The following is a 23,167-nucleotide window of genomic DNA, read 5'->3' on the forward strand; positions in this document are numbered from 1 at the left end:
CGCTATCGTGAGCAAGCTCGCTCCCACATTAGATTGGTGGCGAGTCCAGCTACTTTTTTCGGCGGAAATTGGCCGCCAAGAAGCTCGAGGCGATTGCTGTTTGATCGTTTCTTTGGCGTCAAAGGAGAGGGAGTGTTTTCGCCCCGTTTTTATGTGAAGCTCTGTGCATGCTATTTGGTCGGAGGGATCCTTATGTTGCGTTTGTTATTACCTGTGCTCTGCGCGCTGGTGGTCTGGCCCAGCATTACCAGTGCCGACGAAAAAGCCGCGGCTTATCTGCTAAGTCCGGGTGACATCATTTCGATTTCCGTTTGGGGCGAAGAGAAGCTGAAACAGGAGGTGCACGTACTTCCTGATGGCAGCATTACCTTCCCGCTGGCAGGACAAGTCGATGTTGCGGGGCTTGATGCCACTGCAGTCGCAAAGAAAGTCGCTACCAGGCTTAAGGAGTTCATACCCGATCCGAACGTGAGCGTTGTCATCACGAGCACCGCAGGCAATCTCGTCTATGTGCAGGGTAAGGTGCTGAAGCCCGGCACCGTACAGATGTCAGGTCCAACTGCAGTGCTGCAAGTATTGAGCATGTCGGGCGGGCTCGACAAATTCGCCGACAAGGAGGACATCAAGGTCGTGCGCCGCAATGGGGCTAAACAAGAGATCCTGCCCGTCCATTACAGCGATTTGATGTCCGGGCGTGACATGTCCACCAATATTCAACTCCAGGCCGGCGATACGCTGGTCGTGCCTTAGCCTTGCGCGAGGCACTAAGGATTATCTTGCCTGTACTGCGAACGACCGGAGTTGCGACGGCCATCCTGATCTTGCCGTGCTCCGGTGTGGCCTATGCTGCTACTTGGCAATCAGCAATCGTTCTGCCTTCGACTGTCGAGTACGACAGCAACCCGGTGCTTGTTACGGAAAACAAGAAGGGTGTGACTCGTACGATCATCGCCCCCGATTACACGCTTGTCGGTACTTCAGACCGGGATCAGTGGCGGTTCGGTCTTGGTATGAATCTGGTGCGTTCGTCTGATACGTCCATCGTTTCGGACCGCGAAGACCCCAACTTGCAGTTAGGGTGGCAGCGCGAGACCGAAACGGGTGGTTTTGGACTCACGGCGAAGTATGTTGAGAGCTCAACGCTCTCCACTGCGGTTCAAGAAACCGGTGTGATTGCCCCCGATGGTACGCAAAAGCTAACCTCGTTCGGCGGCAACTGGAGTACCGCTCTCAGTGAGCGAACTACCTTGGTTAACGAAACCGACTACACACATGTCACTTACGACATTAATACACTGACCAACTATGACGAGCTTTCGAACCGCCTAAGCTTGAACTACGCATGGAGCGAGCGTGTGGAGCTATTCACGCGTTTTGGAGTGAAGCGTTATGAGCCGCAGCAGGGATCTGCGGTGTCTTCCTCAAACAGTTACACCCCCACTGTCGGCTTGAACTTTGAGATCTCTGAGCGGCTCAAGGGGTCGCTTTACGCAGGTGTCAATCAAGTCTCTGGCTCGAACAGCCGCCCCAGTGGCCAAGGCGGTTTTTCGTTGCACTATACCGGTGAGCGTGTTGATACAAGTATCGGCGCCAGTCGTAGTACTGTCGCCAGCGGCGACGGCGGTTTTGTCGAGGCTGATAACCTGAACGGTACATGGAGTTATGCCCTCGACGACACCAGCCGTACCGGTTTTGATACCTCATGGCAAAAAACCAAAGGGCTAACGCCTAATACCCTGCGCAATGTCGGTGCCTGGTTTAGCCGAGAACTCTCGCCTTTTTGGGTGGCGCGCCTATCCTTCACGTACAAAGAACGCCAGCAAGATGGCTTGCCGGATGCCACCGCAAACGTCGTCGGGTTGACCTTGACCTATAGTCACCCCAACTTCTGAAATTCAGCTGGGTGATAAATATGACCTCTGAATACGAAATGTCGGTCAACGACTACATTGCTGTCATCAAGCACCATGCCCTGCTGTTGATCCTGAGTTTCGCGGTAATACTCGGCGTGAGCGTAGTGGTCGCGATCTCTATCCCGCCCATCTACGAGTCATCTGGCACTATTCTGGTCGAGTCTCAGCAGATTTCGCCAGACCTGGTGGCGGCGAACAACAATACCTTTGCAGATGAGCGCATCGAAGTCATTCGCCAGCGCGTGATGACCCGTGAGCATCTGGAAGGGATCATCGACAAGTACAATCTTTTTGCTTCGCAAAGCAGACAGTTGAGCGTTACCGAGAAGATCGATGAAATGCGCAATGCGATTACAGTCTCCTTGGTCAGTGCTGCCGTTAAGGGGCGCGGAGAAGTGACGATCGCTTTCCGTCTTTCCTTTGAGCACCGGCAGCCAGAGATTGCCAACAAAGTGGCCAACGAGCTGGTGACGCTGTTTCTGGATGAAAACATCAAGCAGCGCACCGAGCGCGCCAGTGAAACAACAGTGTTTCTGACGCAGGAGGCGGACAAGCTCAGGGTCGAACTGGAAGCCCTGGAAAACCGCTTGGCAGACTTCAAGCAAGCGCACAGCAACGCGCTTCCCGAGCATCAGGAGTTGCGCATGAATATGTTGTCACGCGCCGAAACCGAGCTTAAAGAGGTCGACCGTGACTACAAAACTGCCCGTGAGGAGTTGCGCTTCAATGAGTTGGAGCTTTCCGCAGCAGCGACCAAGCATGGATTGCCCGGCGCGGCGGTTGATAAACAGCAAGATCTGGGTAGCCTCAAGGCGGAGTACACCCGGTTACTGTCGCTGTATACGGAAGCTCACCCCGATGTGCGTGCCGTCAAACGCAAAATTGCGGCACTTGAGGCTACCAAAGGTGTTGGTGCTGGTGGTACAGCGGGTCCAGTCAGTCTGGACCTTGCCAAGGCTCAGGCCCGGATCGCTGCCGCAGAAACACGTATCAAGTCGCTGGCCGATCAAAAGCAGGAAATGCTCAAAAAAATAGCCGACTACGAGGGCCAAATTCTTGAGACGCCGCAAGTCGAGCGCGGCTTGGTCACGCTGATGCGTGACTATGAAAACGCTCGTAAAAAATACGAGGAAATTCGCACCAAGGAAATGAGTGCGAAAATTTCCGAAAGCCTGGAGCAGGAAAACAAAGCCGAGCGTTTTGTTCTTCTGGAATCGCCATTGATGCCTGAAAAGCCGATACGGCCGAACCGTAAAAAAGTGGTTGCCATGGGCTTTGTTCTCGCCCCGGTGGGCGCTGGCGCATTGGTGATGCTCCTTGAGATGATGAACCAGCGCGTGCGCGGAGCTGAAGCCTTGGCCAGTGTGCTGGGTAGACGCATATTGGTTGCGATTCCCTACATTCACACTAGAGCGGAATTGGAACGCCGCAAGCAGTGGCGAACGCGATTGATCGTCAGTGGGGTAGTGATGATCGTGCTCTTTTTGGTGCTCCTGCACTTCTTCTACATGCCTCTGGACCTTCTGATGTTTAAAGCTCTGGGCCGGTTTGCATAAGGAATATAGCCATGGAAATAATCAAGCCCGATACCGAAGAAAGCGTACAACAGCCCTCCTCAAGTCTCGTGATCACACCTAAAGCCATGACAGCGACCGGGCAGTCTGCAGGTCTGAATGCACTGAGTTATGTGCAAACCAAAGTTGTACCGTTGCGGCCAGAGCATCTCGAGCGCAATCGCATTGTGGCGTACAACAAGAATTCGAATATGGGGGGGGCTTTCGATCTGCTGCGTACGCAAGTTCTGAAAGTCATGGGAGAAAATGGCTGGCGCACGCTTGCTATCACCTCGCCAACTCCGGATGCAGGCAAGACTGTATTGGCTATCAACCTGGCAATGAGCATCGCCCATCACACCACCAAGACGGCGCTACTGGTGGATTTCGACTTGCGTCGTCCGATGGTGGGTGCCTGCCTGGGTCTGCCGATGGAGAAATCGCTCAATGAATTGCTGGCCAATGAAGCGGAACTGCAAGAGGTTCTGGTCAACCCGACCTTGCCGCGCTTTGTAGTCCTGCCGACGCGAGAGCCGATCCCTCTCTCCACCGAGGTGCTGTCATCGCCCACAGTGAGCCATTTGATTACTGATCTGCGCGAGTACTACAACTCGCGTATCGTGATTTTCGACTTGCCGCCGTTGTTGAGTTCGGACGATGTTATTACCGTCTTGCCTAAATTCGACTGCGTCCTGCTCGTGGTCGCCAACGGCATGAACAGCAAGGAAGAGATCGAGGAAAGCCTGCATCATCTGGGGGCAGCCAATCTGATTGGCACGGTGCTAAACAAAGCCGAGCTCCCCAACCGCTCTTACTACTAGAGCGTCACCCTTAGGCGTTCGGCGTTATGCGCCAGCACCGACCTTTAGTGCCAAGGGTGCTTCTGCTCCCAGTTCCAGGCGTGCGTCACGATCTGTTCAAGTGAGGAGAATTGCGGTTGCCAGCCCAGTAATGCGTTGGCCCTTCGGGGATCGGCCACAAGGCGTGGCGGATCGCCGGCGCGGCGTGGCGCATCGCTGACGAAGAAATCCTGGCCGGTCACGCGACGCGCGGTCTCTATCACCTCCTGTACTGAGAACCCTTGGCCGTTACCGAGGTTAAAAGCCGTGCTAGCACCACCGGCCAGCAGATAATCCACGGCAAGTGCGTGTGCTGCAACGAGATCGACAACGTGGACGTAGTCGCGAATGCAAGTGCCGTCAGGCGTGTCGTAATCACGGCCATAGACGGTGATGGTTGTGCGCCGACCGGCGGCAGCCTGCAGGATCAGTGGTAGCAAGTGGGTTTCCAGTTCATGGCGTTCACCTAACTGTCCTTCAGGGTCTGCTCCGGCGGCGTTAAAGTAGCGCAGGCAGACCGACTTCAGCCCGTATGCACGGTCGAAATCTTCAAGCATCTGCTCCACCATCCACTTGCTGCGACCATAAGGGTTAATCGCGGCCTTGGGATGCTCCTCGTCGATGGGTACATACACCGGGTCGCCATAGATGGCGGCGGTCGAGGAAAAAATGAAGTTTTTAACCCCCGCACGAACCATGGCTTGTAGCAGCGTCAGGGTTGCGGCCAAATTGTTTTGGTAATACTTGGCAGGTTCAGTGACGGACTCGCCCACCTGGATAAATGAGGCGAAGTGGAACACGGCATCAAAGTGTTGTGCGGCAAACAAGAGGTCCAAGGCTTGCGCGTCGGCTATGTCTAGTTCGACCAATTTCCCGCCCATCAACGCGCCGCGATGGCCTGTTGAAAAGTTGTCTGCCACCACCAGTTCGTGACCTGCACGCAGTAGCTGCTTAACCATGTGCGAGCCGATATAGCCTGCGCCGCCAACAACCAAAAAATTCATCCTGATCTCCTGGAAACTGTTGCTGCGTAAGCGCAGATTGGAACGTCAGATAAAAGACTGCTATTGAGTCGCCGACGCGCTGGATGACGCTGTATTGGCAGGGATTGGCGGTGCGTCATCTGAAGTTGTGGTTTGCGGGACGCCTTTTCTCAAAAACAACCAATTAGACGCCTGCAGACCGTCGAACTTGATCGTATAGCGCCCATCAAGGTAGGTGGCGGGCAACTTCTTCATTTGCGCAAGGATGCCGTGGGTGAAAAATGTTAAGCCTTGCGGTGCCTGGATTGTCAGGGTGCCTTCGAGGGGCTCGACATAAAAAGGTGTTTTGTTGTCGTCTTTGGGGATGGCACGGGTACCCAGCGAAATCAGTAAATCCTGCGATCGGCCGATAGGCGCGCTGTCCAGACTTTGCACCACCACACTGGCATTAGCGGTCTTTACTTGAACCTGGATGTTGCCAAGGCTGATCGACTCGCCGCCGATCCAGCCGGTTGCTGCTTGGGTGCGTGGCGTATTGATGGTGTAGATGCCTAGTTTCCAGTTGCGCTTTAACTCGCCAGTGTCTGTCGTGGACTCGCTGGCATTGGCGTCCAGCAGTGACTGGTTGGGGTCATGAAACACCTGTGCATTGCTCGAGATAATGCTCTGCTGCAACCAAGGTAATTCTGTCGTCTGGGGCATGGCGATTTGCAGCTTGCCTTTCTCCATGGCTGTGCGCAGTAGAGCAGCGTTGGCCGGTGTGATGAATTGGTTGAACAGGGTGCTTGGTGTCGGCGCGAAGACATAGGTCGTCTTTGCTTCTTGAACGTCTGCGCGGCGATAAAGCAAGGCGGCGGCGGGCAGAGTGGCCAGCATTGCAGGGTCGTTATAGGCGTGCCAGTTGTCGGCAGTTATCCATTCGCCGGTTAGCGGCTCCTGGCTGTAGGCATATTGTATCAGCGCATCCCAGCCTTGGTGGCTGGCGGTGCCGGCCATATAGAGTGGTAGCGAGTGGCGGTCAGGTGTCGGGAAGGGTTCAGTGTTCCACTCGGTGACGGTCAGGGGTTTGCCTATGACTTGGCCGGCGGCAATCCAGTTCAGTAAACCGTCGCTGGTGAGCGGGTTTTTCTCTAGCTGCCCAGGGCCACCGAAGCTATGGACATCGATCAGGTCGCCGGCGGTAAGGGCCGGTAGGGAACTTAGGCTATCGCCGCCCCAGCTACTGGTCGTGGCGATGGGTACCTTCACTCCTAATTCACGTAGGTGCTGAATCATGTCTACGTTGAAACGTCGCTCCAAATCGTTAAGGAACAGCTTGGCGGGGCCTGGCTCCCAGGAGCGCCAGGTTTGGCTTGCAGATAGATTGTGCTGTCTGGCAAAGGCCTTGGCCTCGGCCATGTAGATCTGGTTGTGCTTTGGCACTTGTTTGTCTGGTAATAGGGCATTGCCAAAGTGCTGGGTGACATCGTTTTCGTTGGTAATCAGTACGGCGGCGATCGCCGGATCGTCTTTGTAGGCGAGTCCGGTGTAGGTGTTTACATGGGTCAAATAGGCTTGGGCAAAGCGCTTCATCGCCTGCTGAATGGTGATATTTACATAGGCATAGCCCTTGAGATCGGCGTTGTTCTTGCCATTCTTTGGCATTTCATCGAAGCCATAGATGTTGTCGTTTGCAGTCAAGGCTCGCTCGACGTGCATATCGAGCCATACATAAATGCCCTCGTCTTTGAGGCACTTGATCCACCAGTCGATTTTTTTCAGTGAATCCGGGCTTAGTTGCTGAGTGTCATGCGTGAGGTTGCTGTCGCGAAAGATGTTTGGGCTGACCCATGGGGAGTCATGGTGGTGCAGTCGTACGAGATTGAAGCCCAGTGCCGACAGGCGTTGGGCCTGCTGCTTGATTGCATCGTCTGGCGTGCGAAACAGCGTATAGGCCGTCAGGTTAGTGCCCCAGAAGCGCGCCGGGGTGTTGTCCGCGAATAGCAGTTGTTCGCCGGATGCTTTGACGAAGCCGCGCTTGCCTGCAGGTTTTTCGTGAGCGTTAAGAAAGGACAGATCGACCGGCGAGGTTTTCCAGTCGAGCGTGTCACTCGGCCAGCCCCTTGTGTCCGCCAGCCCGAAGCGCTCGGTTGTGGTCGGACCGAGTACCACATCGCCAGATATGCTCAAGGTGGCTTTGAAATTTTGGCGGCCGGGTTTGATCGTGTTCTTGTAGAAAAAAGCACGCACCTGAGATTTATCACCCGGTTCAAAGTACACACTTGCCAGTGCAGGCTCAAAACGCATCTCGATGCGTCGGCTTTGTGTATTCCCCCAGGACCAGCCGCGGTTGTCGGGTAGCAAAGCCGGCTCACCCATTTCTCCATTGTAAAGGGCAGGATCGAACTTGAAGACGATGCCCCCGCCCATCACGTTCGGCATCATGCTGTGTGCATCCAGGGCAAAGTTCCAGGTCAACTTTTGCTCGTCTTCCTTCTGAATCTGCGCAGTCACGTCGAAATCCAGGTTTTTGTTCTTGCCTGCAAGGGAGTAGCTATAAGGGGTGTTCACTTTGAACGCGGTCGGCAAATCCGTCCATTTCCAGTTGCTCCCCCAGAAGGCGAATGAAGAAGAAACTACAGGGTTGCCACCGCGCGCCAGCATTGGCAGGCCGCTGCGCTCATCCACGCTGGAGACCCAGTCCGACGCCCAGGTGCTAAACGGCCAAATAGCAAGGGGCAGGAGAACCACTAGCAGCATATGGGGGCGGTGAAAAAAAGAGGTCATGAGCGTTACCGGAGTTGAAAGTTGGCGCTCGCAGTGCTTGCAGTCTCAGTGCGCTTGAGCCTGCGCACCATCTGAGCATAGGCCACACCCAGTCCGGCCACCGACCAATACACCACGGGGATCACGGTGATACTGCTAACGGTAAAGATGGTCACCAGTATCCCGGCCAGTACCGCCAACAGCGCACGTCCGAGTCGGCGCGGCTCATCGTCTTTGTTGGGGAACGAACGCATTGCCGTGCGGATGCCGAGCAGCACCGTGGCGAAAAAAACCACGAATAGCGTCAATCCGATCAGGCCGATCTCCAGCGCCAGGGCGATATAGGTATTCACAATATCGATGATGCCCTCGCCCTGAATCATGGACTGCATCTCAGGAGTGTTGCGGTAATCGAAAGAGCCCAGCCAAGGGTTGCGCTGGATGACGATCACTGCGTTATCAATCAAGCGCTGCCGGTACGTGATGTTCTCTACTTCTACCGTACCGATGAACGGTAGCAGATCCAGGATTTTTTGCCCGCCAGGCACGATGGCCAGCAGGGGAAGGGCGAGCACTCCGGCGATTGCCAGAAGCATCAGGCGTTTGACAGCTTTACGGCCGGTGGCGATGAACACGGTGATCATGACGGCTGCACCGATCCAGGGGCCACGCGACAGCGGTGCAAACAGACCGCCGGCCAGCAAGAGGCCGACGAGGCCTCGCTGCAATCGGCTGCGTACACCCTCCTGCAATCGGCTGCGTACACTCTCCTGCAAGTACAGGTAAAAGCCGATGGCCACGCTGATGACGAACCCGAGCGCAATGGCCTGGCCGGTAGTGGCGCTGGCGCGTAATGAGCCACCACGGCTCAAGTAGCCGGACATTCCCCATTGCATGCCCAAGGCGTCGGTCAGCGCATTGTAGAGCAGCCAATTCCGGGAAAACTCGAAGAGACCAATAAGCGACAGCACCATGGCGGCGAGTACAAAACCGAACAGAGCGTCCTTGAAGTCGCTGAGGTTCTTCAGTGCCCGGCTGGCAACGTAGTAAGGCAAAAAAACTTCGATGAACAGGTAGAGCGTTTGGCGCAAAGTGTCGGTGACCGTGGTTTCGCGCAGGTAAAGCAGGCTCGTCAACAGGATGTTGGCTGCTAACAGCTTGTCAGGCCAGGTGCGTCCGAAAGGGACCGTGTCTGCTCGCTTGCGTAGAGCGAAAAAAGCCGGAAGCAACACACACAATGCCAGTAGACGAATATGGTTAAAGGCAAAAAAATAGTTGATCAGGCCGAATCCGGGAATTTCCGCCGAGGCTGGCGGGATGAGAAACAGCAGAAGGAAAAACAGCGCCACGGGGTTGCGTTCGCTTTTTCGGGCGACGGTCAGAACGATAGCGGCAATGCCCGCATACACCCAGAAACTGTGCGAAACAAAGGCCAGTAGCGTCAATACGAACCACAGATTGCGCCGACGAGTGAAGTCGCGGTAAGGGATCAGGTCTGCTGCTGGTTGACGCGCTAGGGCAAAAACGATGCCAGCTAAAACTAGAATGACGATTAACGCGCGAAAGTGCTCAGGCATGGATTATTGAACTTATTGATTGGTGAGCGACGGCTAGTGAGATGGCCAATTGCAGCTATAGTAACGTGCGTACCATTTGAGTTCGGGGTTGATGTTATGCCTCCAATTGATTTATCGCCATCGTTGAGCCTTCGCAGGCGAGCGATATCTGCTGGGGCATGGAATCTGGGGGCGATTGTTACGTCTCAAACCATTCGCTTGGGTGGCAACCTTGTGATGGCCCGTCTGCTGATGCCGGAAATGTTCGGCATCATGATGATCGCCATCACCGTTTCGGTGGTTCTCCACTTGCTTTCCGATGTTGGCGTGCGCCAGAACATCATCCAGAGCCCGCGTGGCGACGATCCGGTGTTTCTCAATACCGTGTGGACCGTGCAGATCATGCGCGGCTTTGTCCTTTTTGCTTCGACACTTCTAATCGCGGGCTTCATCTGGTTTGCGCAAGTCATCAATTTGTGGTCGGCCAATTCCACCTATGCCGCACCGGAGTTGCCGCTGGTGTTGGCCTTTACCGGTTTTACCGCGATCATCTTTGGGTTCCAGTCGACGAAAATCGACGTGGCAGCTCGCGCTTTCCAGCAAAAGAAAGTGGTGCTCATCGAGTTTGCGTCCCAGCTTGCGGGCCTGCTGGTGATGCTAGGCATCGGTTACTTCACCAGGTCTGTCTGGTCGCTGGTGATTGCAGGTCTGGTCGCAGCCATGGTCAGCACTCTGCTTGGTCATTTCTGGTTTGAGGGACCGCCTAACCGTCTACAGTGGGACCGCTCTGCGCTCAAAGAGTTAGTCGCCTTCGGCCGTTGGATACTATTGTCTTCGGCAGTGGGAGTACTGGCCATGAATGGTGATCGCATCTGGTTCGGCGGTAGCATGTCGGCCACCGAACTGGGCGCCTACTCCATTGCGGTGCTGATTTTGGGAGCTCTTCAACTCGGAGCGCAGAGGTTGGTCGGGGCCGTGGCCCTGCCGGCCTTCAGCGAGGCCACAAGAGTTAATGACACCGCACAGCTTCGCGCTTTGTATTACCGCATCCGATTGGTTGTCGATCTTGCCTTGCTGTTTGTCTGCGGACTGTTCTTGACCGCCAGTCCATTCATCATCAGCTGTTTGTACGATGAGCGTTATGCCCAGGCCGGCAGCATGATGGCCATTCTTTCACTTTCTTTTTTCACATTGCGCTACGGGGTGGCTCATCAGCTTTGGCTAGCTTTGGGACTCGCAAAGTACCAAGCCATGGATAACATTATTCGCGTTGTCTCGTTATGGGTGCTGCTGCCCCTGCTGCTGGCGCTTGGCGGGGTGAAATATGCGATTTGGGGCGTTGCCCTGCATACGTTTCCTACGCTTGTCCTGATTGTTTATGTCAATTGTCGTGTGGGGCTGTTCGATCTCAAGCGTGAACTTATGGTGCTGCCAATGCTGGTGGTGGGGGCTTTGTGTGGGGAGTTAGTGTCGAGTCTTGCTAAATGGCTTTGATTTGATCTATTTCTCTTGTTGTTTCCAAAGCTGTGGCACGACGTCGCCATTGAGGTGTTGATGGTGGTTGCCAAAAAAAGTTGTGACCTTGATGTGTAGTTGAAATTTCCAACGCAATTTCAATGTCGTGGAGCTTTGAATCATGAGTGAACTTGATTTGAATACCTCTGTGATGGGTCGCAGAGGCTTCCCTCAGGCGTTTGCCCTATTGAGTCTGGGGGGGCCGACATTTGGATTTTCCAAGGTCTTTGCACGGTCTTCTGCTGATAAATCCGAGTTTGTTGTTATCAACGGGTGGGTGTTGCCTGCCCATTATTTTCGGCAAACGCGATGATCAAAGATTACCAATCACAGAAAGAACTCCGCGACCTATATGACTTCTACATCATAGGAGGGGGGGCCGCCGGTATCACGTTGGCGTCGCGTTTGGCCGGGTATGGTTGGCGCGTGGTGCTTGTCGAGGGAGGGGGGCACGAATATTCGCAGCGCTCGCAAACCCTCTACAAGTGCTCATCGTCAGGCCTCAATGCCTACGTTGAGGCAACGCGCCTGCGCTTTTTTGGCGGCACCTCCAATCACTGGGCCGGGCGTTGCCGGCCCTTCGAGTCGTCCGATTTTACCGTGTCCCCTCCCGTGAGCTTGCCCGGTTGGCCCATAGCGTTTTCCGAGATCGAGCGTCATCTGCCGGAGGCCATGGCTATTTTAGATCTTCCGTCGGATTCGGGATTCAAGACCATTAATGTTGCTATGCACGGCAACGACTTTGAAGCTGATCGTTTCTTGCTCAGTCCGCCAACGCGACTTGCACAAAAATATGCCGAGGACCTTAGCGAGACCGAGGGGCTTGATGTCTTCATCAATTGCAACTGCGTCGATCTTGAGTTTGACAGCAATACCGGCCGCATAGCGGCTGTAGTAGTGTCTGATTACGACCTACACCGAGAAAGAGTCAGGGTAAAACACTTCACTCTGGCGACGGGCGCGATCGAGAATGCCAGGCAACTGCTCAACAGTGAGTCCTTGGTAGCTGGCGGAATCGATAGTCGCTTCGGTACAAAACTTGATTCTGTCGGTCCTATCGATATAGGTGATAACTGTTTTATCGGCTATGGCGCTATCGTCATGCCGCGTATGACCATAGGTCCAGATTCAATTTTCGCAGCGGGTGCTGTAGTAACGAAAGATGTACCGCCTAGCGTAGTGGTTGGGGGTAATCCAGCGAAGGTTATCTGTACGATAGAAGAGCTGTTGAAAAAAATCGAGGAGCCTTGCACCACTTATCCGTGGATGGACATCATCAGGCAGCGCAGCGGTGTATACGATCCAGAATTTGAGCCGACGCTTGTGGCGATGAGAGCGCAGCACTTTTTTGGGGCGCGACCTAATGATTAGTGCTCCTATTGATGTGCTGGTAGTTAACTACAATACAGCGACTCTGCTGCAGCCCATGTTTAACGCGTTGCGCGAGTCAAATAGTGCGGATCGAACGCGCTATTTAGTGGTGGACAATGCCTCTGTCGATAACTCGCTAGAGTGCCTGGCAACGGTTTGCCCAGAGGCATTTCTGCTGGCCAATGAAAATAATGTTGGCTTTGGTCGTGCCAACAATCAATTGGTTGAGCACCTGCAGGGCAAGTACGTGTTGCTCCTCAATACCGATGCCTTCGTTGCCGCTGATACCCTGAGTAAGACCCTCGACTACATGGAGGCTCATCCTGATTGCGGTGTCCTCGGTGTTCGGTTGGTTGGACGAGAGGGAGATTTGCAGCCCTCCTGTCGCTATTTTCCGACGCCGCTGAATATCTTCCTCTCGCGTACAGGGCTTGAACGCTTTTTCCCTGTGGTGAAGAGGGTCGACGACATGGCCTGGGATCATGCCTCGGTCCGTGAGTGCGACTGGGTGCCCGGCTGCTATTACTTGATCCGCCGTGAAGTCATCGACCAGGTTGGCTTGTTCGACCCGCGCTACTTTCTTTACTACGAGGAGATAGATCACTGCAAACGCGTTAAACAGGCCGGTTGGAAGGTGGTTTACTACCCGCATACCACGGTAGTGCATATCGGCGGTGAAAGTGCTAAATCAGTTGATAAGCTCAATGCGGCCAGTCGACAGATACCCAGGTTACAAATCGAAAGCGAGCTTTTGTACTTCCGTAAGCACCACGGTCGACTGGGTTTGGCCTCACATATGTTACTGGTGAGCATAGGTGATCTGATTCTGGCGCTCAAGGCTCTATTGAAAGGCCGTGGCTGGGCCGCCATAGGGGCGTGTTGGCAGCATGCTCGTGATACTTGGGCGTTGCTGCTCGATACCCAATTTGCTAGCCAACCAACACGGTAGGTCAACTTATGTTCGAAAATATACGTGCGGACTTGCGTGCACACGCTGGTGATTGGGCTGCTCAGGGGTTTTGGGTGATGCTGGTTTATCGCTTTGGGCGCTGGCGCTACGGTGTGCGCCCAGCATTGTTGCGTAAGTTGCTCTCCTTTATATACAAAGTGCTCTTCAAATTGGTGCAGATCGTGACGGGTGTCGAGCTGCCGTGTGAGGTGGTGATCGGGCGCAACTTCGTCATCGATCATTTCGGCGGCATCATAATCAGTGGTTATGCGCGGTTCGGCGATGATTGCCGTATCCGCAATGGCGTGGTCGTGGGTCTCAAGAATGTGGATGAGCCGATTGCCCCGGTGATGGGTAACAATGTTGATATCGGTGCCGGGGCCAAGGTGCTGGGCAATATCCGCATTGGTAACAACGTCGTGATTGGTGCCAATGCCGTGGTGCTGACAGATGTACCGGACGACTCGGTGGCAGTGGGCGTGCCTGCGACTATCAAGAAAAGGCAGCGCGCAGAAGCAAGGGAATGCTTATGAACCATCCGGTGGACGATATCGAGCAGTTTTACATCGCTGAGTGAACTCAATGGCTACTGGTATTGGTGTCGTTGTTATCGGTCGCAATGAAGGCCTACGGCTTGAGCGTTGCCTGGCTTCGCTGGGCGGTGCGGCGGAGAAGGTTATTTATGTCGACTCTGGATCAACGGATGGTTCAGTCCAGATGGCACGGCGGCTTGGGGTCGAGGTGATTGAGTTGGATATGTCGATTCCCTTTACGGCTGCGCGCGCGCGCAATGAAGGGTTTGCCTGCGTGCAACGCTTATTGCCGGCGATGCGTTATGTGCAGTTTGTCGATGGTGATTGCGAGGTTGTCGGTGGCTGGCTGCCCCGGGCACAGGCTTTTCTTGATGCCCAGTCTAAGGTTGCGGTGGTCTGTGGACGGCGCCGTGAACGTTTTCCACAGCATTCGATTTACAACTTACTGTGTGATCTCGAATGGGATACGCCGATAGGTGAGGCCAAGGCTTGTGGTGGCGATGCGCTGATGCGGGCTGACGCCTTCGTCGCAGCGTCTGGGTTTCGATCGGATCTTATTGCCGGGGAAGAGCCTGAGTTGTGTGTGCGTCTACGTGCGAGTGGATGGAAGGTCTGGCGTCTGGTTGAGGAAATGACCTTGCACGATGCGGCCATGACCCGCTTCGGCCAATGGTGGCAGCGTACCCTGCGTGGTGGGTATGCCTTTGCCTCGGGCGCATTTTTGCATGGGGCTGCACCGGAGCAACATGGGTTACGTGAGTCGCGCCGTGCCTGGTTCTGGGGCTTGGGTATCCCGCTGGCAACTATTATCGCGAGTTTGATGCTGGGATGGATTGGGCTGCTTCTGCTGCTGGTCTATCCACTGCAGGTGGTGCGCTTGGCTCGGCGGGGTGATAGATCAGCGCGCGAAAACTGGCTGCTGGCTTTCTTTCTGGTGCTGGGAAAATTTCCCGAGATGCTCGGGCAAGTCAAGTTTTTGTTGAACAGATTCGGCGCCGGAAAGACGACGTTGATCGAATACAAGTGAGACTTCTATGAATTATTGGCTGATATTAAAAAGCCTATTTTTTTTGCACGCGGGTTATTCTTTTAGCGCGTTGAATAATAAACGTAAATTACTGATTTCAGTTACAAAAAACTGGTCAGAACTCAAGTTGTTTTTATGGCGTATGTCGAGCGCGCTGGGCAAAACCGGTTTTGAGAAGTTAGGGGGGGATTGTATTGGTGTTGTTCATTGGCCATACATTAGTAGGTGCTGGAGCTCTCGGGATAGACTTCGTGTATTAGCCTCGCATTACGAAGTGGTCACAAAAAACTTTCCACAGCTATTACTTTTTGGGCGAAATGACAGTTTGATTTTGAGTGACTTGTCGGAGTGCTCTGTTGGTTGTTCCTTGGTTCTAGATCGTCCGGCATGGTTTATGCGTGAAGGGGAGCTGGTGCTGAACTTATTTCAGGGTGATTTACGTACTGCATCAATAGCGTTCACGTTGTGTCGCACGGAGGTTGAGCTATGTATTTTTATCGGTGCAGTTCAAGGGATACACAAAGGTGTGGAGAGTGATAGGTCCTTGAGTATTTATAGGGACTTAACAAAAGGTTTTGAAGGTCTTCGGCCAAGAAGCTTTCTGATCGAAGTTATTAAGTATATTGCAATAAATATTGGTGTTGAAAAGATTTATGCGATAGGGGATGGGTATCGTCATCATCGTCATCCATATTTTGGAGCTCAAAAAGCTCAAGATCTAGCGGGAAATTATGATTTTATATGGTTGGAGCATGGAGCGACTCCGTCAGAGCGCGAAGATTTTTTTGAGATTCCCATGGTCCAGTCCAAAAAGGCGCTTGATTGTATTCCTTCAAAAAAACGTGCCATGTACCGCAGACGTTATGAGCTTCTAGATGATGTTTTTACAAGAATAGACAGTGTGTTAATAGGCAGCTATGTAACTAGCGCAAGCGCTTATTAGGTCGATATTTGACTGGAGGGAGTGTGCATCTCGTACGGATTTTTTATTTGGCCTTCTGAAGGGGTGCACCTGTAAGGTATTTGGTTTTGTTGATAGTGACGTCGTCTGGTATAAATAAAAATACAAAAAATTTCAAGTGATATAAAGCTGCCTCGTCCAAAGCGGATGTAATTCATCAATATGTGACTGTCGGGCCTGGCGGCATGAAGCTGCAGTAGTCACTATTGGTCAGTTGGCGGGCGGCACTGTTTAAGCTATTGGTTTCGAAGTGTATATAAGGTGCCGGAGCGAAAGTTCTAGGTGGGTTGTTGATCGGAGAAAATGCAAGGGTCGGAACAAACGCCGTGGTGCTTGTTGACGTTCTTGATAATTGTACTACTGTAAAAGTACCTGTCGTAATAATTCACTGCAACGACATCTAAGCTGGTTCCTATGCGTATCGCTTATTTGATCAATCAATACCCCAAGGTCAGCCATAGCTTCATTCGTCGCGAGATTTTGGCGTTAGAGCGCCAGGGCTTTGTGGTGCAGCGCATTGCTCTGCGTGGTTGGGATGCCGAGTTGGTGGATGCCGAGGACGTGTCCGAACGCAGTAAAACTTACTATGTGCTGCAAGGCGGAGTCAAAGAGCTATTAGTGCCTGTGCTGCAGGTGTTGCACGCCCAGCCGCGACGCTTTTTTTCGGCGTTGTGGCTGGCGCTACGCATGGGCCGGCGTGCCGATCGGCCCTGGCCGTACCATTTGGTCTATTTGTCCGAGGCGTGCCGCCTGCTGTCTTTGTTGCAGGCGTTCGGTGCCGAGCATGTGCATGCGCATTTCGGCACTAACTCAACCGAGGTGGTGATGTTGGCCAATGCACTCGGCGGGCCAGCGTACAGTTTTACGGTGCACGGCCCGGAAGAGTTCGACAAACCACAGTTTATTCATTTGGGCGAGAAAGTCCGGCGCGCGGCTTTTGTCGCGGTTATTAGCTCTTATGGGCGCAGCCAGCTGTTTCGCTGGGTGGCTCATGCGCACTGGGAAAGGGTAAAGGTGGTGCATTGTGGTCTGGAGCGGGCGTTTCACGATGTACCGGCAGTTGCCGTGCCGTCCGTGCCGCGGTTGGTTTGCGTGGGTCGCTTGTGTGAGCAGAAGGGCCAACTGTTGTTGCTTGAGGCCGCCAGCATCCTGGCAGCGCAAGCCGTGGTGTTCGAGATAGTACTGGCCGGCGATGGGGAAATACGTGCGGAAATCGAAGCCCTGATTGCACTGCATGGCTTGCAGGCGCAGGTGCGAATCACCGGCTGGATTAGCAGCGAGCAGGTGCGGGCGGAAATTCTTGCGGCGCGGGCCTTGGTGTTGCCGAGCTTCGCCGAGGGGTTGCCGGTGGTAATCATGGAAGCCATGGCCTTGCGCCGGCCAGTACTGACGACCTATGTGGCGGGCATTCCCGAGTTAGTGCGTCAGGGTGAGAACGGTTGGTTGTTTCCCGCTGGAGCTGTGGATGAGTTGGCGGCGGTGCTGGCGGACTGCCTCGCGCAACCCGTCGAGGTGTTGCAGCGGATGGGCGAGGCGGCTTATCAGAGAGTGCTGGAGCGACACGATATCGATACCGAAGCGGCCAAGTTGGCTAATTTGTTTAGGGCGCAAGCATGATCACCTTACTTAATTGGCTGTTCAGCACACTGCTGGCGCTCATAGTCCTGCCGGTGTTGGTGCTGTTTTTACAGGTGTTGCTGGCCTGCCTGCCTGTGCGGTCGCTCTCGTCGGCGCAAAGATCGCGGCTGCGGGTGGCTGTGTTGGTACCGGCACACAATGAATCCTCGATGATCGTCGCGACGTTAAATACCATTCGGCCGCAGTTGCTAGAGGGCGATCGCTTATTGGTGGTGGCGGACAACTGTTCTGACGACACGGCCGCGCTGGCCCGCACGGCGGGCGCCGAGGTGGTGGAACGCAGCAATGATCAGCAGTGTGGCAAGGGTTATGCGCTGGACTTTGGGGTGCGTCATTTAGCGAGCGTTGCGCCGGACGTCATGATCATTGTCGATGCCGATTGCCAGGTGGGTGAGGGCTCTATTGAGCGTTTGGCAATGTGTTGCATCGACTCAGGGCGGCCAACGCAGGCACTTAATTTAATGCGTGCTCCAGCAGGTTCCGGGCTAAAAGTGCGGTTTGCCGAGTTTGCCTGGCGTGTGAAGAATCTGGTGCGGCCGCAAGGTTGGGCTCGGCTTGGTTTGCCCTGTCAGTTAATGGGTACGGGAATGGCTTTCGTCTGGCGGGATCTGGCTTTGATCGATTTGGCCAGTGGCCACATCGTCGAAGATTTGAGGATGGGCTTCGATTTCTGCCGCAGCGGCAAGCCGCCTTTGTTTTGCCCCGATGCCCTTGTGACCAGTTATTTTCCGCGCAGTGATGAAGGCTTAAGTACCCAGCGTACGCGCTGGGAGCATGGTCATCTAGGGGTAATCCTTGGTGATGCACCAAAGTTGTTTGTAGAGTCGATTAGCTTGCGTAACTGGAACCTCCTGGCTATGACGCTAGATTTATTGGTCCCTCCGTTGGCCTTATTGACTTTAGCGTTGGGGGCTGTTTTTAGTCTGTCATGGTTGGTGTTTATGCTGTGTGGAGCTTTGGCTCCAGCATTAATCGCTTCTGCCGGGGTGGCAATATTGAATGTGACTATCTTGCTGGCATGGAGCCAATTTGGTCGCGGGATTATATCTTTTTCAGCCTTGTTGTATGCGCCGTTCTACGCGGTGAAGAAAATACCCCTGTATCTAGGCTTTTTGCTTAAGCGCCAAGTTGAGTGGGTGCGTTCGAAGCGAGATGACAATTAATGTGCGCTTTTGCTTGGCAGCACAACTGGCAAACGATTATCCAGAAACTCAGGGTGGTCAGTGATCTCGTTGATGAGCAAGGATTGATTGATGCTTTATCCAAGCCTGAGGCGGCGACAGTACTTGGATTCGTCAATGCCCATGCCATGAACCTGGTGGCGGGCAACACCGATTACTATAACGCGCTGTCGGCTGCTGACGTGTTATTACGGGATGGCTCCGGCATGGCCATCCTGTTTCGCCGGCTCGGCTTAGTGCCGGGGCTAAATATGAATGGCACGGATTTTATTCCCAAATTACTGGCTGCGTTCAAGGGCCGGCGTGTGGCATTCTGGGGCACTGAAGAGCCCTATCTAGCGAATGCGGTGCAGCGTAGCGAAGCGGTATTTGCGGTAAATGTAGTTTCTGCTCACCATGGTTTTGCTGAGGTGGATGCCTACATAAACCTTGCCCGGCAACTGCAGCCAGAATTGGTTGTGCTGGGCATGGGCATGCCCAAGCAAGAAGCCGTTGCTGCCAGGCTAGCTGCCAGCGGCGTGCCATGTCTGATAGTGTGCGGCGGGGCGATCCTGGACTTTCTCGGCGGCAAGGTTACTCGGGCTCCGCAATGGATGCGTCGTCTTGGTTGTGAGTGGGTATTCAGGGAGATGAGTGAGCCAAAGCGATTATTCAGTCGCTATGTGGTTGGTAATCCAATGTTCTTGTTTCGCACGCTGATCTGCAGAGATGCGCCTACATTAAGGAAACCCTGAAAAAGACTTACCGTTTCTGGTGAAATACGCCGATCCCGTTGCACGAGTTTCCCATGAAGCAGATGACCTTCGCCGACGCCGAGTACGCCGGCAAGCGCAAGTAACCCCGCAAAGAATTGTTCCTGATCGAGATGGATCAGGTGGTGCCATGGAAGGGGTTGATCGCCTTGATCGGGCTACATTGCCCGAAGGGTGAAGGCGGTTCGTCCGGCCTCTCCGTTGATGGCGATGCTGCGCGTGCATCTGTTGCAGAACTGGTTCGGTTACAGCGATCCGACCATGGAGGAGGCATTGTACGAAACCACTACCTACACCTTCCGTCGGTTGGCAAACGCGATAAATCCAAACAACGCGGAAGAAAATAACCATGCTGCCGCAGGAAGCGGTACCGCACTCCGTTGATTGATATAAGAATTGGCTGTCCCAGCCAGACCTATACCCTGGACATGCCGACCAACCCTGAACTGGCCATTGGCAAACGCCGCAATTAAACTGTTAAACGAAGAAGCATTGGCGCACGGCCCAAGGAAGCTGACCCACTCGCCGACAGCGTTGGCCCCATTGTTAAGCACACCCTTGGTAGCAATGCTCTGCGTGCCAGAATTACCGGAGAAGTCGGTGTGAAAGCCAATGGCGTTGCCACCTGGAAGATTCGCCGGTGCGGCTTGGCTGTCGAAGGAAACACCCATCCCCGAGTCAGAGTGATAAGCGATGCTGCTAATTAGAGCAGGTTGTGCATCATCCAAGTAGATATCGGTGATCGACGAAGGCACGACAATGCTGTTTCTAAAAATAAACAGCGCGCCTCCCGCGCGCTCTTCGATCAGCATGCTTAGTTTAGGCCCTAAATCCTCGCCAGAGTTGCTCATGCAACTAGATTCATAGACCAAACTGGCCGCCTGAGCACTAGAAACAGCCGCACCATTCAGGAGTATTAATAACAAAACGGATTTAATAAAAAGTGTCGGGTGCATAACATGGCCTCCCTGAGCAGAGGATTATTCTTTTGTCGGACGAAGGAATCTTTATCAAGTTAAATTGAGCATAGTAGGCACATAGCTGCCGCGTCAATAGTGCGTCATCATGATAAATATAAATAGAAAATCAGTGTAATTGCGTCAAAATAACGTCACAACAAACAGGTCAGTCATCAATCAAGCGGACTCTATCCGCATGAAATAGCTTCAGGCTTGAGCATCGCCCGCAACAGGACGGTCTCAAGGACCAAATGCAACACACGCCCCGCACCGCCTTTGGCCTTTCCGCTCAGCGTGAAACGGCATAAGGGCATCAAGGAACAACCCTGCAGCACTCGCGGATCGAGATGGATAGCCCAATCGGGGCCTGACCAGCACTTGAAGAACGCACAGTGCGGCAAAACTATCTAGGGCGAACTGTCCTTTTCCAGCGTGGACACGATAGATCACCGTTTTTCGCAGTTTGTCCGCTACGCCCAGGCCACCGCCGCGTCCGCTTCGTAACCCCGGCGCAGCGTCATCGCGGTGAGGATCAAGAGGTGCTGGCCAAGTGTCATGCGCTGTACCAGCACGCTCGCAATCAACACTCGCATCGCTGGTCAGGTGCGACCGGGAATTGGCAAACCATCGGGGCCTTCACACTCAAGCCAGAGAGGGAACAACCAGCACTGAAAATGCGGGCATAAAAAACGCGGCTGACGCGAAAACTACCTTGTAAAACGCGACGTAGCATCTTTACTCGATCTGGGGGAAGGGTGTGTTAGTGGTTATGTTCTTCATTGAAGAAGCCTCCTGTATTAAAGTTGGAGGCAGCGAAATGTTGTCAGACAATCTTGATTCTATTGAGAGGATTGCGAGTTTTCGCAAGAAAGAATATTTGATGTGAATTAAAAATGGGTGATTATGTATGTACGCTAATTGTAGTTTGCTACAGACCTTGAAAAACGTGCTTTGCTATCGAGCTCCAATTTTGAGTATTTATTTTATTTATTTGCAATCTTAAATGACCTCTCCTTGGCGTGTATTTCTGATGAACCCAACGCTGGAGCTTCAAGTCAAAATGATTGAAGACCTTGCGCATCGCCGCTCTGTAGAAAGCCCCGTAGTAGTTCCACCCCCCTGAGGGTCGCGTTTTACTGCTTTGACAATTCAAAAAGGCTGGCCGGTGTTTGCCGCTGGATATTCCAGCCGCGAGTTTGCTGGCGCGTTCGTTTAAACGCTTCATTACGGGCTGCGGGCAGGAAGCTGGTAAATCGGCGTCCATGGTTACCCCACGCCTCCCGTGGCCGGAAGGTAAACCCCAGAAACGTAAACTGCGTCGTCGGGTACGCTGCTTTGCGGTTACTGTCTTTGCAATACACAATCTTCGACTTTTCCGGGTGCATGGAGCGCTTACGGAAAACTGACCCTCCCTGCCGATTGAAATTTGACCCAAGGCGCGTTGCTGATACCCAAATTGGGGTTTGATCACTCGGAATGGGGGCTCGACCTTGGCACGAGGAGCGTGGTTCAGATCAAGTCTTCATGAAGGGAATAGGTCTAGAGTGCGCTCAACCTCATCGGGGTCGATTGTAAAGCCATCGCCCTCTGGCGTTCCCACCACAAATCCAAAATTCTGGTGATCGCGATCCGTTAGATACTTGTAATAACAGATGAAGCGATTCGGGGGCTGCAGAGCCAGCAGTGAGCCACCAGGCTGAAGTACATTGACACCATGTACGAGATGACTCCCCTCGATCCCCACCACGGTTTTTGCCCCAGCACAGGTCGCTACGATTGTCGGAACATCGGTTTTCGAAGGGTCGAGAATGCGAAAACCTCTGCGGTTATGCAGACGTTCAGCGAGTTCCATTTCATTGTGTAACAGTCGCAATTCACCTTTGCCGCCTCGCAGAATGAAAACTCCGGGGTGAGAGCTGTACTTTACGTGTGACATTAATTTTTCACCCATCGCGCGAAAGCGTAAATGCCTATTTCGATTTTGACTTAGATCATCGAATATCACGAGCTCACGAAAAAACGCATTGCGCAAACGAACCGGTGTTATGCCAAGCCAGTCCTCATATTCGGGAGCCTGGGGAAATAGAGGAAACCTGGTGGATGGCGCGATCGTCACCGGAACTCCTTCGTCGCATGCTAATGGGTAAGTTGCACAGTCTTCCATCAGCCAGGAGCCAAACCATTTGTTTCCACCTGCTGTACAGTAAATCGCCCCGCGCTCCATCTCGGTTTCCACGGAGATTTTTGGAAGCCAACCAGATCTAGGAGATAAGCAGGATTTTGCATTGCCCTTGTAGAGTGTTCCATCTATCAGCCAGACATCTTTAAGCAGGTGGCCCCGTGTTGGACCATGATCAACGCTGCCTATTCCTTCCATTGTACGACGGGGGTGTTCGGAAGGATAAAAGCGTTCTTCCTCCCATCCTGTCACACGTTCGAGTTGATTGGGCAGGAAAAAAGCCGGTGGAGAAATTGATGTTTCGCCAGGCGCAATATTCCAGGTTTTCACCGCTGCACTTTGCGGGATTTCCGCCGGCTTTCGCATAACCCGCGCTCTTACAATATGCTGGTATGCAGCAAGGCTCCATTTTGTCCGGTTGCTGCTCGTTAACACGCGTAATTCCGACATGTCATGTTCACTCTAATCCGTCTCTACAAAAAAACAGTTAATGGCGCAAGCGCCTAAACTGCA

At 53.6% G+C, this 23,167-nt stretch carries 18 protein-coding genes and 4 pseudogenes; 17 read left to right on the top strand and 5 right to left on the bottom strand.

The genetic code is table 11. The features are described from left to right. Nucleotides 1-192: 192 nt before the first annotated feature. From ACZYSM_RS15005 to ACZYSM_RS15020, 4 genes are all read left to right on the top strand, one after another. Complete coding sequence (locus tag ACZYSM_RS15005) at nucleotides 193-750, top strand: polysaccharide biosynthesis/export family protein (protein WP_489072272.1); 558 nt, start codon at nucleotides 193-195, stop codon at nucleotides 748-750. 26 nt (nucleotides 751-776) lie between these two features. Next, entirely contained in the window at nucleotides 777-1,892 is a 1,116-nt protein-coding gene (locus ACZYSM_RS15010; protein ID WP_489072273.1) for a hypothetical protein, read from the top strand. A 20-nt stretch (nucleotides 1,893-1,912) separates the two neighbouring features. Then, complete coding sequence (locus ACZYSM_RS15015; RefSeq protein ID WP_489072274.1) at nucleotides 1,913-3,469, top strand: GumC family protein; 1,557 nt, start codon at nucleotides 1,913-1,915, stop codon at nucleotides 3,467-3,469. A gap of 86 nt (nucleotides 3,470-3,555) precedes the next feature. After that, a complete protein-coding gene (locus ACZYSM_RS15020) occupies nucleotides 3,556-4,287 on the top strand; it encodes a CpsD/CapB family tyrosine-protein kinase (RefSeq protein WP_489072364.1) in 732 nt (243 codons plus the stop codon). 44 nt (nucleotides 4,288-4,331) lie between these two features. Here ACZYSM_RS15020 and galE read toward each other — a convergent pair whose 3' ends face one another. From galE to ACZYSM_RS15035, 3 genes are read right to left on the bottom strand one after another with little or no spacing between them, the layout of a single operon-like run. Next, the gene (galE, locus tag ACZYSM_RS15025) at nucleotides 4,332-5,309 is read right to left on the bottom strand and encodes a UDP-glucose 4-epimerase GalE (protein WP_489072275.1); all 978 of its coding nucleotides are present in this window, start codon (nucleotides 5,307-5,309) and stop codon (nucleotides 4,332-4,334) included. A gap of 60 nt (nucleotides 5,310-5,369) precedes the next feature. Beyond that, the gene (locus ACZYSM_RS15030) at nucleotides 5,370-8,054 is read right to left on the bottom strand and encodes a cellulase family glycosylhydrolase (RefSeq protein WP_489072276.1); all 2,685 of its coding nucleotides are present in this window, start codon (nucleotides 8,052-8,054) and stop codon (nucleotides 5,370-5,372) included. Between the two features lie 5 nt (nucleotides 8,055-8,059). Beyond that, nucleotides 8,060-9,610: an O-antigen ligase family protein gene (locus ACZYSM_RS15035; protein WP_489072277.1), complete on the bottom strand. Its 1,551-nt coding sequence runs from the start codon at nucleotides 9,608-9,610 to the stop codon at nucleotides 8,060-8,062. A gap of 96 nt (nucleotides 9,611-9,706) precedes the next feature. Here ACZYSM_RS15035 and ACZYSM_RS15040 point away from each other — a divergent pair, with 96 nt between their 5' ends. The 12 genes and pseudogenes from ACZYSM_RS15040 to ACZYSM_RS15095 form a co-directional block, all read left to right on the top strand. Further along, nucleotides 9,707-11,083: an oligosaccharide flippase family protein gene (locus ACZYSM_RS15040; RefSeq protein ID WP_489072278.1), complete on the top strand. Its 1,377-nt coding sequence runs from the start codon at nucleotides 9,707-9,709 to the stop codon at nucleotides 11,081-11,083. 142 nt (nucleotides 11,084-11,225) lie between these two features. After that, nucleotides 11,226-11,417, top strand: a complete 192-nt coding sequence (locus ACZYSM_RS15045) for a hypothetical protein (protein ID WP_489072279.1) — start codon at nucleotides 11,226-11,228, stop codon at nucleotides 11,415-11,417. Beyond that, a pseudogene (locus tag ACZYSM_RS15050) lies at nucleotides 11,414-12,136 on the top strand (FAD-dependent oxidoreductase); the annotation flags it as partial. The gene ACZYSM_RS15045 and the pseudogene ACZYSM_RS15050, both read left to right, overlap by 4 nt. Beyond that, nucleotides 12,119-12,475, top strand: a pseudogene (locus ACZYSM_RS15055) (acyltransferase); the annotation flags it as partial. The pseudogenes ACZYSM_RS15050 and ACZYSM_RS15055, both read left to right, overlap by 18 nt. Further along, a complete protein-coding gene (locus ACZYSM_RS15060; protein WP_489072280.1) occupies nucleotides 12,468-13,424 on the top strand; it encodes a glycosyltransferase family 2 protein in 957 nt (318 codons plus the stop codon). The pseudogene ACZYSM_RS15055 and the gene ACZYSM_RS15060, both read left to right, overlap by 8 nt. 8 nt (nucleotides 13,425-13,432) lie before the next feature. Further along, nucleotides 13,433-13,957, top strand: a complete 525-nt coding sequence (locus ACZYSM_RS15065) for a serine O-acetyltransferase (RefSeq protein ID WP_489072281.1) — start codon at nucleotides 13,433-13,435, stop codon at nucleotides 13,955-13,957. Between the two features lie 49 nt (nucleotides 13,958-14,006). Beyond that, the gene (locus ACZYSM_RS15070) at nucleotides 14,007-14,984 is read left to right on the top strand and encodes a glycosyltransferase family 2 protein (protein WP_489072282.1); all 978 of its coding nucleotides are present in this window, start codon (nucleotides 14,007-14,009) and stop codon (nucleotides 14,982-14,984) included. A 7-nt stretch (nucleotides 14,985-14,991) separates the two neighbouring features. Next, nucleotides 14,992-15,927, top strand: coding sequence for a DUF535 family protein (locus tag ACZYSM_RS15075; protein WP_489072283.1), 936 nt, complete (start codon nucleotides 14,992-14,994; stop codon nucleotides 15,925-15,927). Between the two features lie 432 nt (nucleotides 15,928-16,359). Next, nucleotides 16,360-17,562, top strand: coding sequence for a glycosyltransferase (locus ACZYSM_RS15080; RefSeq protein ID WP_489072284.1), 1,203 nt, complete (start codon nucleotides 16,360-16,362; stop codon nucleotides 17,560-17,562). Continuing rightward, on the top strand, nucleotides 17,559-18,746 hold the full coding sequence (locus tag ACZYSM_RS15085) for a glycosyltransferase family 2 protein (RefSeq protein ID WP_489072285.1): 1,188 nt from the start codon (nucleotides 17,559-17,561) through the stop codon (nucleotides 18,744-18,746). Before ACZYSM_RS15080 ends, ACZYSM_RS15085 begins: the two co-directional genes overlap by 4 nt. After that, a complete protein-coding gene (locus tag ACZYSM_RS15090; RefSeq protein WP_489072286.1) occupies nucleotides 18,746-19,498 on the top strand; it encodes a WecB/TagA/CpsF family glycosyltransferase in 753 nt (250 codons plus the stop codon). The genes ACZYSM_RS15085 and ACZYSM_RS15090 overlap by 1 nt, the downstream gene beginning before the upstream one ends. Nucleotides 19,499-19,614: 116 nt before the next feature. Further along, nucleotides 19,615-19,804, top strand: a pseudogene (locus tag ACZYSM_RS15095) (transposase); the annotation flags it as partial. Between the two features lie 2 nt (nucleotides 19,805-19,806). Here the strand turns inward: ACZYSM_RS15095 and ACZYSM_RS15100 are convergent. After that, nucleotides 19,807-20,472, bottom strand: a complete 666-nt coding sequence (locus ACZYSM_RS15100) for a hypothetical protein (RefSeq protein WP_489072287.1) — start codon at nucleotides 20,470-20,472, stop codon at nucleotides 19,807-19,809. Nucleotides 20,473-20,963: 491 nt separating this feature from the next. Between ACZYSM_RS15100 and ACZYSM_RS15105 the strand changes: the two are divergent. Beyond that, nucleotides 20,964-21,161: pseudogene (locus ACZYSM_RS15105) on the top strand (IS3 family transposase); the annotation flags it as partial. Between the two features lie 836 nt (nucleotides 21,162-21,997). Here the strand turns inward: ACZYSM_RS15105 and ACZYSM_RS15110 are convergent. Then, nucleotides 21,998-23,104: a glycosyltransferase 61 family protein gene (locus tag ACZYSM_RS15110; RefSeq protein ID WP_489072288.1), complete on the bottom strand. Its 1,107-nt coding sequence runs from the start codon at nucleotides 23,102-23,104 to the stop codon at nucleotides 21,998-22,000. Nucleotides 23,105-23,167: the final 63 nt, after the last annotated feature.

The sequence above is a fragment of the Pseudomonas sp. F220 genome (assembly GCF_057813935.1).

What these genes read in the sequence shown, in the direction of transcription:
- ACZYSM_RS15080 (WP_489072284.1), top strand. Translation starts at nt 16,360, where the DNA reads ATGCGTATCGCTTATTTGATCAATCAATACCCCAAGGTCAGCCATAGC.
- galE (WP_489072275.1), bottom strand. Translation starts at nt 5,309, where the DNA reads ATGAATTTTTTGGTTGTTGGCGGCGCAGGCTATATCGGCTCGCACATG.
- ACZYSM_RS15090 (WP_489072286.1), top strand. Translation starts at nt 18,746, where the DNA reads ATGTGCGCTTTTGCTTGGCAGCACAACTGGCAAACGATTATCCAGAAA.
- ACZYSM_RS15035 (WP_489072277.1), bottom strand. Translation starts at nt 9,610, where the DNA reads ATGCCTGAGCACTTTCGCGCGTTAATCGTCATTCTAGTTTTAGCTGGC.
- ACZYSM_RS15070 (WP_489072282.1), top strand. Translation starts at nt 14,007, where the DNA reads ATGGCTACTGGTATTGGTGTCGTTGTTATCGGTCGCAATGAAGGCCTA.
- ACZYSM_RS15005 (WP_489072272.1), top strand. Translation starts at nt 193, where the DNA reads ATGTTGCGTTTGTTATTACCTGTGCTCTGCGCGCTGGTGGTCTGGCCC.
- ACZYSM_RS15040 (WP_489072278.1), top strand. Translation starts at nt 9,707, where the DNA reads ATGCCTCCAATTGATTTATCGCCATCGTTGAGCCTTCGCAGGCGAGCG.
- ACZYSM_RS15045 (WP_489072279.1), top strand. Translation starts at nt 11,226, where the DNA reads ATGAGTGAACTTGATTTGAATACCTCTGTGATGGGTCGCAGAGGCTTC.
- ACZYSM_RS15100 (WP_489072287.1), bottom strand. Translation starts at nt 20,472, where the DNA reads ATGCACCCGACACTTTTTATTAAATCCGTTTTGTTATTAATACTCCTG.
- ACZYSM_RS15075 (WP_489072283.1), top strand. Translation starts at nt 14,992, where the DNA reads ATGAATTATTGGCTGATATTAAAAAGCCTATTTTTTTTGCACGCGGGT.
- ACZYSM_RS15060 (WP_489072280.1), top strand. Translation starts at nt 12,468, where the DNA reads ATGATTAGTGCTCCTATTGATGTGCTGGTAGTTAACTACAATACAGCG.
- ACZYSM_RS15110 (WP_489072288.1), bottom strand. Translation starts at nt 23,104, where the DNA reads ATGTCGGAATTACGCGTGTTAACGAGCAGCAACCGGACAAAATGGAGC.
- ACZYSM_RS15030 (WP_489072276.1), bottom strand. Translation starts at nt 8,054, where the DNA reads ATGACCTCTTTTTTTCACCGCCCCCATATGCTGCTAGTGGTTCTCCTG.
- ACZYSM_RS15020 (WP_489072364.1), top strand. Translation starts at nt 3,556, where the DNA reads ATGACAGCGACCGGGCAGTCTGCAGGTCTGAATGCACTGAGTTATGTG.
- ACZYSM_RS15065 (WP_489072281.1), top strand. Translation starts at nt 13,433, where the DNA reads ATGTTCGAAAATATACGTGCGGACTTGCGTGCACACGCTGGTGATTGG.
- ACZYSM_RS15085 (WP_489072285.1), top strand. Translation starts at nt 17,559, where the DNA reads ATGATCACCTTACTTAATTGGCTGTTCAGCACACTGCTGGCGCTCATA.
- ACZYSM_RS15015 (WP_489072274.1), top strand. Translation starts at nt 1,913, where the DNA reads ATGACCTCTGAATACGAAATGTCGGTCAACGACTACATTGCTGTCATC.